General features: G+C 41.9%; 8 protein-coding genes and 2 pseudogenes. 5 read left to right on the top strand and 5 right to left on the bottom strand.

The genetic code is table 11. The features are described 5' to 3' along the window. Positions 1 to 1,932: 1,932 nt before the first annotated feature. The 4 genes from HMPREF0666_RS01195 to HMPREF0666_RS01180 all read right to left on the bottom strand — a co-directional run bounded on the left by HMPREF0666_RS01195 (position 1,933) and on the right by HMPREF0666_RS01180 (position 6,185). Positions 1,933 to 2,970, bottom strand: a complete 1,038-nt coding sequence (locus HMPREF0666_RS01195) for a nucleotidyl transferase AbiEii/AbiGii toxin family protein (protein ID WP_009010456.1) — start codon at positions 2,968 to 2,970, stop codon at positions 1,933 to 1,935. Beyond that, positions 2,963 to 3,586, bottom strand: a complete 624-nt coding sequence (locus HMPREF0666_RS01190) for a DUF6088 family protein (RefSeq protein ID WP_009010455.1) — start codon at positions 3,584 to 3,586, stop codon at positions 2,963 to 2,965. The genes HMPREF0666_RS01195 and HMPREF0666_RS01190 overlap by 8 nt, the downstream gene beginning before the upstream one ends. Positions 3,587 to 4,356: 770 nt before the next feature. Continuing rightward, positions 4,357 to 5,907, bottom strand: coding sequence for a hypothetical protein (locus tag HMPREF0666_RS01185; protein ID WP_009010454.1), 1,551 nt, complete (start codon positions 5,905 to 5,907; stop codon positions 4,357 to 4,359). A 53-nt stretch (positions 5,908 to 5,960) separates the two neighbouring features. After that, the gene (locus HMPREF0666_RS01180; RefSeq protein WP_009010453.1) at positions 5,961 to 6,185 is read right to left on the bottom strand and encodes a hypothetical protein; all 225 of its coding nucleotides are present in this window, start codon (positions 6,183 to 6,185) and stop codon (positions 5,961 to 5,963) included. Positions 6,186 to 7,065: 880 nt separating this feature from the next. On the opposite strand from HMPREF0666_RS01180, the gene HMPREF0666_RS01175 reads away from it, so the two are divergent. The 5 genes and pseudogenes from HMPREF0666_RS01175 (at position 7,066) to HMPREF0666_RS16335 (ending at position 12,818) form a co-directional block, all read left to right on the top strand. After that, entirely contained in the window at positions 7,066 to 8,682 is a 1,617-nt protein-coding gene (locus HMPREF0666_RS01175) for an ABC-F family ATP-binding cassette domain-containing protein (protein ID WP_009010451.1), read from the top strand. A gap of 60 nt (positions 8,683 to 8,742) precedes the next feature. Then, entirely contained in the window at positions 8,743 to 9,324 is a 582-nt protein-coding gene (locus HMPREF0666_RS01170) for a nucleotide exchange factor GrpE (RefSeq protein ID WP_042855869.1), read from the top strand. Positions 9,325 to 9,330: 6 nt separating this feature from the next. Then, the gene (gene dnaJ, locus HMPREF0666_RS01165) at positions 9,331 to 10,491 is read left to right on the top strand and encodes a molecular chaperone DnaJ (protein WP_009010449.1); all 1,161 of its coding nucleotides are present in this window, start codon (positions 9,331 to 9,333) and stop codon (positions 10,489 to 10,491) included. A 237-nt stretch (positions 10,492 to 10,728) separates the two neighbouring features. Further along, positions 10,729 to 12,021 carry a folylpolyglutamate synthase/dihydrofolate synthase family protein gene (locus HMPREF0666_RS01160; RefSeq protein ID WP_009010448.1) on the top strand — a complete coding sequence of 431 codons (1,293 nt, stop codon included), beginning with the start codon at positions 10,729 to 10,731 and terminating at the stop codon, positions 12,019 to 12,021. Between the two features lie 292 nt (positions 12,022 to 12,313). Then, positions 12,314 to 12,818 (top strand): annotated as a pseudogene (locus HMPREF0666_RS16335) (Abi family protein). Positions 12,819 to 13,133: 315 nt separating this feature from the next. Here HMPREF0666_RS16335 and HMPREF0666_RS16330 read toward each other — a convergent pair. Beyond that, positions 13,134 to 13,503 (bottom strand): annotated as a pseudogene (locus tag HMPREF0666_RS16330) (IS30 family transposase); the annotation flags it as partial.

The following is a 13,503-nucleotide window of genomic DNA, read 5'->3' as shown; positions in this document are numbered from 1 at the left end:
GGCCCCTCTCCGAATGGAGAGGGGAGTAGTATGTGAGGTTACCCCTATTAGCCTGCTACTGATAGAAGATGGGCCGCTAAACATCTTGAGGACATACAGGGGTATCTCGGTGATCACTCCCCTCTCCATTCGGAGAGGGGCTGGGGGTGAGGCTTCTGTTGGCTGTAAGGTTCTGTGAAATCGGTTGACTTAATGTCTCTGTGAAATACCGTGTGTTCTGTTCTTCTGTGTTCTTCTGTGAGAAAGAGAACGCACCCACTCTATGAGATGACACACAAGCAACTCGGTGGGGAGGTTTTTCTCTCACACTGGGGAGTTTTTCTCTCACAGAGCACACAGAGTTCACTGAGCATTTTTGCGCACAGTTCGAGCCCACAGAAGGCCTTCGGCATACAGAATTCACAGAACGTTACAGCTAAAGAAGGGTGTTGGGTGATGGTTGTTAGGTGTTGATGATTAGCTAAAGATGGCTGTAAGGTTCTGTGAAATCGGTTGACTTAATGTCTCTGTGAAATACCGTGTGTTCTGTTCATCTGTGTTCTTCTGTGAGAAATAGAACGCACCCACTCTATGAGATGACACACAAGCAACTCGCAGAGGAGTATTATCTCTCACAGAGCGCACAGAGTTCACGGAGCTTTTTGGCGCACATTTCGAGCCCACAGAACGCCTTCGGCATACAGAGTTCACAGAGCGTTACTGCTAAAGGTGGCTGTAAGGTTCTGTGAAATCGGTTGACTTAATGTCTCTGTGAAATACCGTGTGTTCTGTTCATCTGTGTTCTTCTGTGAGAAATAGAACGCACCCACTCTATGAGATGACACACAAGCAACTCGCAGAGAAGTATTATCTCTCACAGATTTAACAGATTTAACAGAACCTTTTTGGCGCACGTTTCGAGCCCACAAGATAGTGGCCCCTCCCCCAACCCCTCCCCAGAAGGGAAGGGGAGTGATTACCGAGATACCCCTATTGGGCTGCTGACAAGAAGTCTGGGGAGTTTTTTCTTTCATACTGGGGAGGTTTTCTCTCACAGAACTTACAGATCTAACAGAGCGTTTTTGCGCACAGTTTCGAACCCACAGAAGGCCTCCGGCATACAGAATTCGCAGAACGTTTCAGCTAAAGATGGGTGTTGGATGCTGGGTGTTAGGTGTTAATGATTAGCCATAGGGGTATCTCGGTGATTACTCCCCTTCCCTGCGGGGGAGGGGAAGGGGGAGGGGCCACTGAGTTATTGAAGACCTACAGCCGACAGAGTACACAGAGCGTTACAGCTGTTGTTGATAATATAATAGAACTAGGAAATATCTTTACAAAATAACAACATACCATTCCTTAAAACAATAGATACTCAAGGTTCATGATTAGTCTATAATCTTCTGAATTTCAAGCCATTACAATATCACTCCAAGAAGACGCCCTTCAAGGCCTAAGAACACGCCCTTCTTGATGCTTAAAAGGCGTCTTCTGTAAGCTAATCAAGCACCTTTTAGAAACGAGTTAGGCGTATAAAGAAAGACAGGAAACGAAATATTCTGACAAAAGACTCCGTTCCTATCCTCTGAAATAAGCTGCGACAACACCATATTATCATGATTCGAATAAACAAAACAAACCTTGCCAACAACATCCCACATCACAGAATTGTCCAAAAACGACTCTATGCAGGACGTGCGTTGGCAAGGTTATGTTCTTAAGTTCTAAACTTTTACAAATGAACATCTTAAAGATAAAGCGAATAAACAAGGTGAGCCTCTTGAATAAGGAGTGATGATATTATATATTGGAGTTATATAACAGAAATTACGACTAAAACATTCTTTTTGAAGAATGACCCACTGTCTTAAAGAGAAGATTGCCAACCGATTCTATGGAAAACACTTCATGTAATATCGGAACACCTACGACAAATACTAAAAAACTCTTACGCTAAGATATTACAATCTGTCTGAAATGTTGAAGTAGTTTCTCCATCCTATCCATCAACTCGTCGAAGGCTTTTGCTTTACCATATATATAGCCATCTACCATATTTGATTCGTAATCAAGACGATAAGCCTTCATTACTTCATTTTGGGGGATAAAATTAATCATAGTGGGATAATCTTTATCATAGTCCACATATCCCAAATGATAAAACCGACGACGATGTTCTACAATCGCCTTGTAGAGTTTACCATCATTCAATGCTTTCTGGGCAAATTCCGTATCCATCAATCTATCCAAATCATAAAGATGTCGAGACATACGTAGGGATCTCGGTTCCTTCTTTTGAAGCTCTTCATTAAGTAGCAATGCTTTTTCCAAGAATGTCCTTGATGGCGTTACAGTCTTAATTGATGCGGTCATTTCATCATCCTCTTCAGGGAACTTATCGAAGATAAGAGAGTGAATTTCACAATATTCATGAGGCTCAGACATAGACAAACAACTTATTTCTATTTTAACTCTCGTATCAATAAGCCGCATACTAGACGGCAATATGCTTTGATAATTGACAAAAATTACAGTTGGATCACTATCATGGTCTATAGGTTTTGGAGGTACCCCAGCGATTGTTTCATTCTGAACAGTATACCCTTTGACTCCCATTTTAAAGAGTTCTGCAGAAAGTTCTGCAGAAAGTTTCCCATGAATATAGTCACGTGATGCTTTCCTTAGTTTCTTTACCTGATTGTTGTTTTCGCACTTTGCAAATGTCAAGTTAAGGACACTCTCAAAGAATTTCCTGTCAAGGGAAATGTCTATATCTTCACTGAAGCGGTTGATGAGGTTCCATCCTTTACTCAATGAAGTTCCTCCTTTGAAAAGAAGCCACTTCCCACACGACGTATTGAACAATGCCTTGAGAACTACTGTTACCCACCAATCTTTCTCTACGGCATTATCTTCGATATTATTTTTCAAGGCGACCGACTGTATCATTGCTATGCGTTCGTCATTACTATGACTTTGCCAACTACTCATACTTGCTATTTAAAATCTTTATAATGCTTCGTCTTATCCATGTAGGCATCACCTTTAGATCATCAGTCATGGTTTTATCCTCTGGATATCTACTTAGTATTACACTAATTGCGCTTTCCCACTCATTATTATAGTTTCGTTCTCCAATAGCCTTCATTGCTTGTACCAAAAGGCGAGTAACCTGTCCTTTCAAGGCAAAGTTCTTAGGTACTCCCCTTTTGAAAGTGATAGTTCTATTGCCACACTTGATTTTTCTTGCAGACCCACTGGTAAGAAAGACGGGAGACATAGTCACTTGTTCTGACAGTCCGAGCATATTCAATGCCGTACTTCCTGTCGGGAGAATCTCCGCATTGTCTCTTTCTGCAATCGCACGAGCAAACTCCTCAGTAGTAGGGTAAACTATACCGAATTTGGTTTTCTTCGCTTTCAGGTATATACCACGAGATAGTCTTAACAATAATCCCTGCCGAACAAAATCTGATAAGACTTTGCCAACATACTCATCGTTGTATTCTGGGAAGCTATTGTTAAAGAACAATGTACCTGTGTCAGCTTCATCAATACGGCCCCTTAGAATATCAACAACCTTCTTTTCATTATCGCTAATTAACATACATTAAGTCGGTTATTTATGCAAAAATAACGAGTATTTCCCATATTTCCAAATTCTTCGACGCATTTTTTTTATGGCCTTATCATTTCCATTCGATTTCAGAATGGCACTTTGCAGAGCTAAGAATATAATGGTCAACAGTATGTTTTATGGGAAGATATTCAATAGTAATAGCATGTAGCAAATTATAACCGATATAGAAAGGAAATATAACCATCACTTAACCATATTGCTAAATGGGAATGTCGACGACTGTAAAGATGCCGGTTTCCTCACTTCTGACAGACATTGTTCACAATAGACAATTTCTTGATCCATCCAATATTATCAACATCAAAATCGGATAATACTTTAGGAAATGGACTACTACCTAAATATGTATATTATAACTCTGTACGAATAGAAAAATCCCATGTTAATCCCTGCGTTCCCTCCTCACTATCAAGTAGTTTCCATCAGCATAAGATTATCTTAATTTTCAAGGGTTAGACGCAAATTAATCAAGCACCTTTTAGAAACGAGTTAGGCGTATACTGAAAGACAAGAAACGAAATAGTCTGACAAAAGACTCCGTCCCTATCCTCTGAAATAAGCTGCGACAACACCGTATTATCATGATTTGATTACACAAAACAAACCTTGCCAACGACATCCCACATCACAGAGTTGTCCGATAATGACTCTATGCAGGACGTGCGTTGGCAAGGTTATATTCTCAAATCCATAACTTTAAGAAAGGAAATTCTTAAAGAAAAGGCTTTAGAAGCAGGTTATTCAAATTCCATTACATAGTATCCAACATCACTACCAGTTGTATTAACAGAAACGGTATTCTTATTGAATTCTAACATATAACCGCAGTTACTATTGTTATTGCCAGCACTTGACGACCAGTAGCAGCCTTCCTCACCTATTTTATACAAATAACCAACACTATAGGAGCCTAATGCTGGAAGGAAGAAGTAACGTTCCGCAAAGAAGCCCACAGGTGCACCTTGTGCTACTGACTTACTTATCATACCCCAATTATCCCTCATATCACCATAAAATCCAGGACCATAACTTTCGGAAAAGGATTCTGTCAACTTAATAAATGCTTTGTTTTTAAACCACATACCACCTTTGTACAGATGTCCCATAGTTGTCCAAATACGTTCGCCGTCCCAGCGAGCATCTCCTTTCTCAGCATACCACGCTAACTCATTAGCATTAGGTAGTTTTTTACAAGAATACTTTGCGTCGTCACGTCCAATTCCTTCAGTACTACGATAGTAACAACTATCACTGCCAGACTTAGGGTAGTTTGAGTTGTCCTTATCCTTTAGCACAGGCTGCAAAGGGTCAGTAGAGTTCCACTCATGACCATTCCAAAAGTTCTTCTTAGCATCCCACATATAATATTTCGTACCGTCGTAATCAGTTACGTTAAGGTTGGCCGTCATATCATAGTAGTCGTTCTTCTCGTAGTCGAACGCTGGGTAGGTCTTAGTTACGGCTCCCTCAACCTGCGTGACATAGTCTTTTATCCAATAACGAACGGTCAGGGCATGTGTGCCAGGGCGTATCACGACATACGTACCATTCGTTGCTACGTTCGCAGAGCTGGTTTTCAAAGGGAAACCTTGGGCATAGGAGCGATCTCCCTTGGTAGTCACTGTAATCGTCTTACCACTACCAGAGCCCGTCAACTGGCCTGACGTTGTGTCAAGAGTATAAGTATCAGTGATGTCATTATCGGAGGTCACTTCAATCTTAGTCAGATAACAGTTCTTTACAGCATCATTCTCTGTAAACGGCTGAAACACGAGGATGGCCGCTTGATGGTCGAGACGGAAATTGAACACACCGTTGCCACCTGTCGCATCAGCCGTACCACAGTCGCCTGCCTCACCAATATGAGCGGTGCTGTTAGGGGTCTTCTGAAGCTGTGAGGCAGAGATAGTTACGTTATTGTTAACGCCTTGTTTGCCAGGGTAATACACCTTATAAGAGGTGTGATCAGTGTACTTACCAGGCACTTTGAACTTGAAGCTGGCCGTCTTCTCCGTTGGAGCATTGCTACTCTTACGCCATATTCCATTGTCATCCTGCACATAGATATGGTCACCAGACTCCCAGAAGAAAGCGCCATCATCATAGTTGAGTGAGGTACGAGTTGCTGGGTTGCCTGTTACGAATGTTGTTAGATTATCGTTGTTCGCCGTGTTTGTCTCTACAGAACCTTGTGCCACATCTTCATTAGAACAAGCGGTAAACATCATTACAATGCCACACAACACTATGAGTGACAGTAGGCGCACCTTAAAATTATGTTTTCTCATTATTTATATTGCCCTTTTATGCTAATTACTTAATTATATACACTCTCCTTAGATTAGTCACTCCATAACGAAGTAGTACCCTTGTCTGATACGACCTCATCGTCGTCGTCATACCAGTCAAAGCCTTGCTTTGCATTAGATGCCTGAGGTCCAGACTTATGACGACCGGGCTTGTGCTGACTGTTAAACGAAGTACCTACCAAACATGTCTCGTTGTTAACGCACATCATCACAGTATAGGGTTTCTTATAAGTCGCTTTATTCGTATTATGTTTCATAACGTGTTGTATAATATACTATACTGAATACTTATTTTAATAATATACTTTCACTACTGACAGGATGAAAAGTATTTACACTCACATGGATAAAGTGAGAGTATGAGGGTGAATTAGAATGGGTTTTATAATAGTCTACGTTATCCTAATTAAAGAACCTTACGCAGCATCTCACTGCCTCCGTACCTTATATAATATAAGGTGGTACACATTCTCTAATGGTCTTATCCCCAGATTACATCCTTTAGTAATTAATTTGAATTTTATCAGTTGCAAAGATGATGAAATCCTTTTAATCTCACAAGACTTTGAATAAAAAGCGACAAAACGCCTTGTTGTTTCTCTACCCCTCAATTGTCTACCATCTTACGTGATGTCGCAACCTCCCTGTCTCTTGTCGGGCTCCGCCCCTCCGCAGTCCTATGACATTCTCTATGAACACTGATAGAGAAATGCCTCTTGCGTTTTAAGTGTTTTAGTCCATCCCTAATCATGAATGAAGAAGGTTTCAAAAGTAAAGCAATTCGGGCAAAATAAAATTTGCTGTCACTCCTGTCATCTATCTTGAAGACTTAACTCTCTAATTTACAGAGCGGTTACGTCAAATGTTAAAAGTGACAGCAAAACAAAATAAAACTTTTCTTGTAATATATGCGTAATCATCCCCTTTATTCAAGACTGGTTTTCGGTCCTTATTTCGAGAGTGTCCAATCGGATTCACAAAGCCATAAAAAAGGGAAAAGGCGAGTCGTCGTAAGGACAGAAACGAGTAGCACAATGAAGAAAGAACATGAGCTTCTATATCCTTGTTTCTTTGTTGTTTGAAATAAATATCGTACCTTTGCAGCCAAATTATTATATAATAAGGTATTAGAAAAAGATGATTACACTTTCAAACCTTGCTATCCAATTCGGCAAGAGAGTTCTATACAAGGACGTTAATCTAAAGTTTACACCAGGTAATATTTACGGAGTCATTGGTGCTAATGGCGCTGGTAAATCAACTTTATTACGTGCCATTTCTGGCGACTTAGAGCCAAATAAGGGTACAGTAGAGCTGGGCCCAGGTGAGCGTCTGTCTGTGTTGGAACAGGACCACTTTAAGTATGACGAGTATAAGGTTATGGACACAGTCCTCATGGGACATGAGTCACTTTGGCAGAACATGAAAGAGCGTGAGGAACTTTACGCCAAACCAGAGATGACAGAAGAGGATGGTAACCGTGCTGCCGACTTAGAGTTGAAGTTTGCTGAGATGAATGGATGGGAGGCAGAAAGCAATGCTGCACAGTTGCTTCAGAACCTCGGTATCAAAGACGACCTACATGAGAAGCAGATGTCACAGCTCTCTAACACTGAGAAGGTGCGTGTGATGTTGGCTAAGGCACTCTTTGGTAAGCCAGAGAACTTGCTACTCGATGAGCCTACCAACGACCTTGACCTTGAGACCGTTGAGTGGTTAGAGGACTATCTCGGTGAGATTGATGAGCATCAGACAGTATTGGTGGTATCGCACGACCGTCACTTCCTCGACTCAGTCAGCACACAGACGATTGATATCGACTTTGGTAAGGTGACCGTCTTTGCGGGTAACTACTCTTTCTGGTACGAGAGTTCACAGTTGGCATTACGTCAGGCTCAGAACCAGAAGATGAAGGCTGAAGAGAAGAAGAAACAGTTGGAAGAGTTTATCCGCCGCTTCTCTGCCAACGTAGCAAAGAGTAAACAGACCACATCTCGTAAGAAGATGTTGGAGCGTCTGAACGTCGAAGAGATTCGCCCATCAAGCCGTAAATACCCTGGAATCATCTTCTCTATGGAGCGTGAACCAGGTAATCAGATACTCGAGGTAGAGAACTTGAAGGCCGTTGACGAAGACGGAACAGTACTCTTCGATAACGTCAATTTCAATATAGAAAAAGGTCAGAAGGTTGTCTTCCTCTCTCGTAATCCAAAGGCGATGACGGCTCTCTTCGAGATTATCAATGGTAATCATCAGGCAGATGGTGGTACATATAACTGGGGTGTGACCATCACCACAGCTTATCTCCCATTGGATAATACAGAGTTCTTCAACTGTGACTTGAACCTTGTCGACTGGTTGTCACAATACGGACCAGGCAACGAGGTGGCTATGAAAGGCTTCTTGGGACGTATGTTGTTCAAGCAGGAAGAGGTAGAGAAGAAGGTGAACGTACTCTCTGGAGGTGAGAAGATGCGTTGTATGATAGCACGTATGCAACTTCAGAATGCCAACTGTTTGATACTTGACACACCTACCAACCACCTTGACTTGGAGAGTATTCAAGCATTCAATAATAACTTGGTGGGCTTTAAGGGAAATATCCTCTTTAGTTCTCACGACCATGAGTTTATTAACACTGTGGCCGACCGTATCATAGAACTGACGCCAAAGGGTACTATCGACAAGCTGATGACTTACGATGAGTATATCCATGACGAACAGATAAAGGCACAAAAAGCAGGAATGTACTAAGACTATTAAAACATGGCATACTATTTGTAAGGGTATGTGATGACTAATAGTGCAATAATTATGGACAAGAAACAGAAAAATATAAAGGTTGAAGGCGAAGAGCTGGAGTTGAACAATGAAGAGGCAACTCAGCATGAAGCTGACACACAAAAAGAGGTAGAAGCCAACGAAGAGGAGGCTTCTACAGAGGAAGAACATGACCCCTTGACAGCTGCACAGGCTGAAGCTGAGCAGTGGAAGGATAAATATATCCGCTTAGTGGCAGAGTTTGATAACTACAAGAAACGTACGTTGAAGGAGAAATCGGAACTGATTCTCAATGGAAGTGAGAAGACCGTTGCGGCTATCCTACCTATCCTTGACGACTTTGAACGTGCCACTGCAGACAAGACTGAAGACCCACAGGCTATCAAAGAGGGCTTTGAACTCATCTACAAGAAGTTTGTGAAAGCCTTAGAGACACTTGGTGTACACAAGATTAAGACCGACGATGCCGACTTTGATGTCGACTACCATGAAGCTATAGCCATGGTTCCTGGTATGGGCGACGATAAGAAAGGGAAGGTTATCGACTGTGTACAAACAGGTTATACGCTCAACGACAAGGTGATACGTCACGCTAAAGTAGCTGTAGGACAATAAACAACAATGGAGAAGAGAGATTACTACGAGGTACTCGAAGTAAGCAGAAGTGCCTCTGGAGACGAGATAAAGAAGGCTTATAGAAAGCTGGCTATTAAGTATCACCCAGACCGCAATCCGGATGACCCTGAGGCTGAAATAAAGTTTAAAGAGGCTGCTGAAGCCTACGACGTACTGCATGATCCACAGAAGAGACAGCAGTATGACCAGTTTGGCTTTGACGCTCCTGGTGGTGGCTTTGGTGGTGGTAATCCCTTCGGTGGAGCTGGTGGTTTCTCTATGGACGATATCTTCTCTATGTTTGGCGATGTGTTCGGTGGACATGGTGGAGGCTTCGGTGGCTTCGGAGGGGGCGGTCATGCACCTAAGTTCCGTGGTAGTGACCTCCGTTTGAAGGTTCGTCTCTCATTGCAAGAGGTTGCGACAGGTGTTACTAAGAAGTTCAAGGTACGTAAAGACGTGGCTTGTGAGCACTGCCATGGGTCTGGTGCTGAGGCAGGAAGTGGCACAGAGACTTGTCCTAACTGCCATGGTTCGGGTGTTGAAATCCGTACACAACAGAGTATCTTTGGTATGATGCAGACTCAGACCACTTGTCACGTATGTAATGGTGAGGGTACGATTATCAAGAACAAATGTACTCACTGTCATGGTGAAGGCGTTGTCAAGGGCGAGGAGGTTGTCGAAATCAAGATTCCAGCAGGTGTTGCTGAGGGTATGGTAGTCAATGTTCCTGGTAAAGGTAACGCTGGTAGACACAACGGTGTGGCTGGTAATATACAAGTGTATATCGAAGAGGAACCTAACGATACCTTCGTTCGTGACGGACAGAATGTCATCTATAATCTCCTTCTCGATTTCCCAACAGCTACATTAGGTGGGCAGGTTGATATCCCAACCATCGACGGTAGCAATGTAAAGATTAAGATTGAACCCGGTACACAACCTGGTAAGACACTCCGCCTACGTGGTAAGGGACTGCCAGCAGTACAAGGTTATGGTAGCGGTACTGGCGACTTAGTGGTTCATATCAGCATCTATGTCCCTAAGGAACTGAACAAGGAAGAGAAGAAGATGATTGAAGAATTACGCCAAAGCGAAAACTTCCGTGGTGATAACAACACCAAACGCTCTATCTTCGAGAACTTTAAGAAACTGTTTTGTTGAATGAGTTGACGAGTTATTACAAGTTGACGAGTGAACGAGTTTACGAGTAAACAAGTTAAATGAGTTGATAAGTCGAACGAGTTGACAAGTAAACAAGTTTTTAATAAGCAATGAGTTTACAATTAGAATTGAGATAATGATTATATGCCCCATTAGACTTCTTTGGCTAATGGGGCTAAATCATTTCCTTACATTTCATCATCACCCACCACCCACCACCTAACACCCATCCCCCCCATGAACTACCAAGAAACAGTAGAATATCTATTCAACAGCACCCCCGTCTTCGAACACGTCGGAGCATCTGCTTATAAAGAAGGACTCGAGACAACAAAGGCTTTGGATGAGCACTTTGGTCATCCACATACCCACTTCCTTTCTATTCATGTTGCAGGAACCAACGGAAAAGGCTCATGCTCCCACACGTTGGCTGCTATCCTCCAAGCTGAAGGATATAAGGTAGGGCTCTATACCAGTCCTCACCTCGTTGACTTTCGCGAACGTATCAGAGTCAATGGAGAAATGATATCTGAACAGGAGGTTATCGACTTTGTTGAACAGGAACGCAGCTTCTTCGAGCCGCTGCACCCTTCTTTCTTTGAGCTCACAACAGCCTTAGCTTTCAAGCACTTTGCTGAGCAGAAGGTTGATATTGCTATCATTGAAGTGGGCTTAGGTGGTAGACTCGATTGTACTAACATTATCACTCCTATTTTATCGATTATCACCAATATATCACTCGATCACACCCAGTTCCTCGGTAATACGCTCGGAGCTATCGCAGCAGAGAAGGCTGGTATTATCAAACATCGTGTACCTGTCGTTATTGGTGAGTCTGTCCCTGAAACACAGATTGTCTTCAAGGCTAAAGCACAGAAAGAGGATGCGCTCATTGTCTTTGCTGAAGACATCCCTGCAGTGCTTTCTTCTCATCCCAACCCTGATGGTGGTATCGCTTATCAGACTCGTTTCTTCGGCGATATTGTGGGCGAATTGGGTGGTAGCTATCAAGAGAAGAACGCCAACACAGTACTCACTGCGGTCATGCAACTATATAATAAAGGTGTCATCAAGAACGCTGAAAGTATCGCTAAAGGCTTTGCCAATGTTTGCGAACTGACGGGTTTAATGGGTAGGTGGCAGAAGCTACAGGCTAATCCATTAGTGATTTGCGATACAGGACACAATGCTGGTGGATGGACTTATCTCTCCCAACAAATCAAACGTCAACAATGTGCGCAGAAGCGCATTGTCTTTGGTATGGTGGATGATAAAGACCTTCACGCTGTCATGTCTATGCTCCCCGATGATGCCATTTACTATTGGACACAACCCAGTACGCATCGTGCCTTCCCAGCAGAGAAGGTTGCCACAACAGCCAACGACTACGACCTGCACGGAAAGATCCTCCCGACCGTCCTTGAAGCCTACCAAGCCGCCCTTCATGATGCCGCCCAATCCGACTTCATCTTCGTTGGTGGCTCCAGCTACGTGGTTGCCGACTTACTGACAAGCCTACAAAAGAAATAACAAGAGTTCCTTTCTTATTAACTCCATATTACTAAATAAAGTTTCAATTTCATTTGCTGTCACTTTTAACATTTCCTCTTACATACTTATAATCAACTAATTACAAGCATATAAAAAGTGACAGAAGTGACAGCAAAGTTGTTTTTCATAATTTCACGACCATTTCTGCAAGTTACAAAACGAAGTGCAATAAAAGAAATCCACTTTTGCGTGATTTTTCCTACTAAAAAGTTTGTATTATCAATAATTATTCGTATCTTTACTGAGTCAGTCCTCGCCAAGCCTCTTAACAATGCTCAAATCGTGCGAGGCGTTTTTTGTTTATACACATTTGAATACAGTGAATCTTATTCCCTTTACAAAACGATTTGAATCTTCAGAAAATCTCGTTGATTTGCTTGAATCTCGAGGTTTACAAATTTGTAATAGAAATAAAGCCATACAATACCTTGATAACATTGGTTATTACAGATTGTCTGCTTATATGTATCCTTTTTTGAAAATGCCCAAAACAGCACATTTGTACAAGAAAGGTTCATCCTTCAAGAGTATGGAACAAGCAAAATGCCATTCAGCCAGCAATTCCCATTAGTCCCGCAGGAGAATGGATAACGCTTCCAACAGATTCTATGCGTGCTTACTTTGACCTCTGCATCATCAAATACTTTCTTAATGTTATATCCCCAAATAACGATATGCAATCCAAACTAACATGGTTATTCATTCGGTTTCCCGAAATTGACTTAAAAGCTCTCGGCTTTCCGCAGAGATGGGAAACGGAACCATTATGGAGGTAATAACATTTGGAATGACTACTGATTATTCACTCCAATGCATGATCTTCTTTGTTTCCGTTTTATCATAATTATGGGGAGGGCGGTTCAAACGACCCCATCCAGTCCATATTTATGTAGTTTTTGATGTGACCGAAAGTTAAATATATTAAATCTCACACTTTTCGTAGCACTAAGATAGGTGAAGTTTCTGACATATCTAAGTGTTTTGAGAACGTTGTTTTTCAGGCACTTGAAGTTTTTACAAGAATTTATACTGCGAAATTAAGGTCTATAATATTTTTTGTTTATCCGTGAATTCAACAAGCAAGTGCAAATTTACTTAATTAGTTCGTAAAAGCAGTCCTGTGGTGTTTTAAAATCTAATTTCTTTCTTGGCCTCATGTTAATTTTCTTTGAATACTTCGTGATTTGTTGCTGGCTGATATGCTCAAAGGTTTCTTTTTTTGGCACGTATTGCCTAATTAGTCCGTTAGCATTTTCTATAGCCCCTTTCTGCCATGAAGCGTATGGGTCAGCAAAATATATGGTAACACCAAGGCTTTTGGCTATCATTTCATGACAAGCGAATTCTGTACCATTGTCAGTTGTAATAGACTTGATATGGTCTTTGAAAGGAGATAGTAAGTGTATTACAGTTCGTGCCAGTTCTTTGGCATTTTCCCCTTCTTAAGTTTTCTCATAAACA

Origin of the sequence: Prevotella sp. C561 (assembly GCF_000224595.1) — a bacterium.
Taxonomy (GTDB): Bacteria; Bacteroidota; Bacteroidia; order Bacteroidales; family Bacteroidaceae; genus Prevotella; species Prevotella jejuni.
The sequence above is the reverse complement of the archived record's forward strand: the minus strand, read 5'-3'. Positions and strand labels throughout refer to the sequence as shown.